This window comes from Aestuariivirga sp. (assembly GCF_046093005.1).
Lineage (GTDB): Bacteria > Pseudomonadota > Alphaproteobacteria > Rhizobiales > Aestuariivirgaceae > Aestuariivirga.
Genome location: NZ_JBJTER010000184.1, coordinates 1 through 2,138 on the forward strand (window position 1 = coordinate 1; position 2,138 = coordinate 2,138).

The window sequence follows — 2,138 nt, forward strand, 5'->3', positions numbered from 1 at the left end:
CTGAAGAAGCGCAACAACTGCGGCAAGGCGCTGGACGTGGCGCGCATGGCGCGGGACATGCACGGCGGAAACGGTATTTCCGAGGATTTCCAGATCATGCGCCACATGGTGAACCTGGAAACCGTGAATACCTATGAGGGAACGCATGACGTGCATGCGCTGATCCTTGGCCGCGCCCAGACCGGCATCCAGGCTTTTCAGTGAACGGACGGACCGCCGTCATCGCCTGGCCGGCCGACCCGCCGGTGCGGGCCATGGTGGAGGAACTTGACCGCTATTTTCATGCGCTCTACCCGCCGGAAAGCAACCATCTGTTGGACATCGACACGCTGTGCCAGCCCGAGATACGGTTCTTCGCGGTGTTCGCGGGCGAAGAGGCGCTGGCCATCGGCGGCTGCTGGCTCAAGGATGGCTATGCGGAGGTCAAGCGGCTCTATGTGCGGCCATCGGCGCGCGGAAGAGGCCTTGCCCAACTGGTCATGCGGCGGATCGAGGACGAGGCCATGATCTGCGGCCGCCCGATCGCCAGGCTGGAGACCGGCATCCACCAGCCCGAGTCGCTCAGCCTCTACCGCCGCCTGGGCTATGCCGAACGCGGCCCATTCGGGGATTATCCGGTGGACGACCCCAACAGCGTATTCATGGAAAAGCGGCTGGGCTGAACGGCGGAGAGCGCGGCGTCCAACGCCCCGCACTCCGCCTTATCGCGTTTGCGCCGGCATCTTGCCGCCGGTGGTTTCGCCGATCACCGGAATGCCGCGCTCGCGGTAGGGCGTGCGGCCATAGAAGGCGCGATAGCATTTCGAGAAATGCGACGGCGAGGAGAAGCCGCAGGCCAGCGCCACGTTGATCACCGACATGTCGGTCTGCAACAGCAGCGAGCGCGCCTTCTTCAGCCTGAGCTCAAGATAGTAGCGCTTGGGCGAGCGGTCGAGATAGCGGCGGAACAGGCGTTCGAGCTGGCGCGTCGACAGCCCCGCCTGCCTCGCAAGCAGCGACGGCGACAGCGGCTCCTCGAGATTGCTCTCCATCTCCTCGATGATGCCGACGAGCTTCGGGTGCCTCGCGCCGATGCGGGCGGGAAGCGACATGCGCTGATGCTCGCTGTGGTGACGGATCGGCGAATGCAGGATGCCCTCGGCCACCGCCGAGGCAAGCTCCGGCCCGTGCTGGCTGGCGATCAGCGTCAGCATCATGTCGAGCGCCGTGGTGCCGCCGGCACTGGTGAAGCGGTCGCGGTCGATCTCGAACAGGCCGCCCGTTGCGTCGATTTCCGGGAAGGCCTCGGTGAAGCCGGGGAGGTTCTCCCAGTGGATCGTGCATTTATAGCCGTCGAGCAGGCCGGCTTCGGCCAGGATGTGGGCGCCGGTGCACACCGCGCCGATGCTGGTGCCCTTGCGCGCCACCTTGCGCAGCCAGGCGAGCAGCCGCTTGTCGGAATGATGCTGCACGTTGAGGCCGGCGCAGATCATGATCACCGCGCCCTCCGGCACCGACGCAAGGTCGCCGTCCACCATGGCAAGGATGCCGTTGGAGGCCGCCATCGGCTGGCCGTCCACCGAATGCATGGTCCATTTGTAGAGCGTCTTTTCCGACAGCCGGTTGGCGATGCGCAAGGGCTCGATGGCCGACGTCACCGGCATCATCGTGAACTCCGGCACCACCACGACCGCGAGATGCTGCGGAAGCTTGCTGGGGGGATCGCCGAACATCGGGCGCAAACTCCTGTTTTGGCGGTTGTCGCGCAATTCGGCGGCATTGTCCAGAAGCGCCATTTTCAAATACAAAAACGACACTGATGCCGGGCTGGCCGTCGCATTCGCAATGGCCCTGTCGCAATCATCCGGGCGGCGTGGCGGGCTGCGGCGTAAGCGACCTGACAGCCAAACCGGAGCCTCGAAATCCATGAATGCCCCGCTCGCCACGACCGGCCTTTCGCGCGCCGCCGCCACCGCCGCCTTTCTGCGCGGCCTGTCGGTTGAGATCACGCCCCGGCAGGTGGACAAGCTGCCGCTGCTCAGGGAGAAGCTGGCGCCGGCGAGCCAGGTGTTCATCGCGCTCATCGATGCGGGAGACCGTGACGCGCAGATCGCCGCCGCGCAGGCGGTGACGGCGGCGGGCTTCGCGCCCGTGCCGCA

The 2,138-nt window shown here is 65.9% G+C and carries 3 protein-coding genes and 1 pseudogene; 3 read left to right on the top strand and 1 reads right to left on the bottom strand.

Features of this window, described 5'->3' with window-relative positions; all coding sequences use genetic code 11:
- Together ACKOED_RS15680 and ACKOED_RS15685 are read left to right on the top strand one after the other, a co-directional pair.
- A partial coding sequence (locus tag ACKOED_RS15680) for an acyl-CoA dehydrogenase family protein (protein WP_408917564.1) occupies positions 1 to 204 on the top strand: 204 nt, incomplete at its 5' end.
- A complete protein-coding gene (locus tag ACKOED_RS15685; protein ID WP_408917565.1) occupies positions 201 to 662 on the top strand; it encodes a GNAT family N-acetyltransferase in 462 nt (153 codons plus the stop codon). The genes ACKOED_RS15680 and ACKOED_RS15685, both read left to right, overlap by 4 nt.
- Positions 663 to 701: 39 nt before the next feature.
- Here the strand turns inward: ACKOED_RS15685 and ACKOED_RS15690 are convergent, their stop codons facing one another.
- Complete coding sequence (locus tag ACKOED_RS15690) at positions 702 to 1,712, bottom strand: GlxA family transcriptional regulator (RefSeq protein ID WP_408917567.1); 1,011 nt, start codon at positions 1,710 to 1,712, stop codon at positions 702 to 704.
- A 193-nt stretch (positions 1,713 to 1,905) separates the two neighbouring features.
- On the opposite strand from ACKOED_RS15690, the pseudogene ACKOED_RS15695 reads away from it, so the two are divergent.
- Positions 1,906 to 2,138 (top strand): annotated as a pseudogene (locus tag ACKOED_RS15695) (hypothetical protein); the annotation flags it as partial.

Coding starts and splice junctions, on each gene's coding strand:
- ACKOED_RS15690 (WP_408917567.1), bottom strand. CDS start 1,712: ATGTTCGGCGATCCCCCCAGCAAGCTTCCGCAGCATCTCGCGGTCGTG.